This window comes from Dietzia sp. DQ11-71 (assembly GCF_014144995.1).
Classification (GTDB): Bacteria; Actinomycetota; Actinomycetes; order Mycobacteriales; family Mycobacteriaceae; genus Dietzia; species Dietzia kunjamensis.
The window spans coordinates 1-1,413 of record NZ_JAALDT010000497.1 but is presented as its reverse complement, the minus strand read 5'-3'; the positions used below and the strand labels follow the sequence as shown (position 1 = coordinate 1,413).

The 1,413-nt window shown below is 69.7% G+C and carries 1 protein-coding gene; it reads right to left on the bottom strand.

The features are described 5' to 3' along the window. Window positions 1-188: 188 nt before the first annotated feature. Window positions 189-1,358 carry an acyl-CoA dehydrogenase family protein gene (locus G6023_RS15270; protein ID WP_120286172.1) on the bottom strand — a complete coding sequence of 390 codons (1,170 nt, stop codon included), beginning with the start codon at window positions 1,356-1,358 and terminating at the stop codon, window positions 189-191. Between the last annotated feature and the right edge of the window lie 55 nt (window positions 1,359-1,413).

Sequence of the window (1,413 nt, the reverse complement as noted above, 5' to 3'; positions counted from 1 at the left end):
CGCCCGCGACACGCGCCCCAGCGACGCCGCGCCCCAGCGACGCCGCGCCCCAGCGCCCCAGCGCCCCAGCGACGCGAAAATCCGCTACTCCGATTCCGGATCCGCTCCCCTGATGCGGGTAGCAGATTCGGAATCGGAGTAGCGGATTCGCGGAGGGGGTGCCGGTCAGCGGGCCGGCGCCCCGGGCATCAGGCCAGGAGCTGGCGGGCCATGACCATGCGGTTGATCTGGTTGGTGCCCTCGTAGATCTGGGTGATCTTGGCGTCGCGCATCATGCGCTCGACCGGGAAGTCGCGGGTGTACCCGGCGCCGCCGAACAGCTGCACGACGTTGGTGGTGACCTCCATCGCGACATCCGAGGCGAAGGTCTTGGAGGCGGCGGCCATGAAGCCCAGCTTCTCGCCACCGGGCGCGGAGCCGCGCTCGGCGTTGGCGGCGGCCGTGTACACCATCAGGCGCGAGGCCTGCACCTTCATCGCCATGTCGGCCAGCATGAACTGAGTGTTCTGGAAGTCCGAGATCGCGCGGCCGAACTGCTTGCGCTCCTTGGTGTAGGCGATCGCCGCGTCCAGGGCGCCCTGCGCGATACCGACGGCCTGCGCGCCGATGGTCGGGCGGGTGTGGTCGAGGGTCTGCAGGGCGGTCTTGAAGCCGGTGCCCGGCGCGCCGATGATCCGGTCGCCCGGGACGCGGACGTCCTCGAAGTACAGCTCCGCGGTGGGCGAACCCTTGATGCCGAGCTTCTTCTCGGTCTTGGAGACGCCAAAGCCCTCGTCGTCGGCGTGGACCATGAACGCCGAGATGCCGCCGGCACCCTTCTCGGGGTCCGTCACGGCCATGACGGTGTACCAGGTCGACTTGCCGCCATTGGTGATCCACGCCTTGCTGCCGTTGAGGATCCAGTCGTCACCGTCCTGGCGGGCGCGGGTGCGCATGGCTGCCGCGTCGGAGCCGGCCTCGCGCTCGGACAGCGCGTAGGAGGCCATCTTGCCCTCGGCGATCTCGGGAAGGACCTTCTGCTTGAGCTCCTCCCCACCGGCCAGGATCAGGCCCATGGTGCCGAGCTTGTTGACGGCGGGGATCAGCGAGGACGACCCACAGACGCGGGCGACCTCCTCGATCACGATGCACGCCGCCACGGAGTCCGCACCCTGCCCGCCGTACTCCTCCGGCACGTGGACCGCGTTGAAACCCGAGGCGTTGAGCGCGTCGAGGGCCTCCTGGGGGAACCGCTCGTCCTCGTCGACGGCCGCGGCGTGGGGCTCGATCTCCTTCTCCGACAGGGCTCGGATCGCGGCCCGGAGCTCTTCGTGCTCCTCCGCCGGGCGGTACAGGTCGAAGTCGGGGTTACCGGACATATGCGGGCCTCCATGAGGGATTCGTCGGTGCTGATCGCGCGGCGGGCGCCGGCCA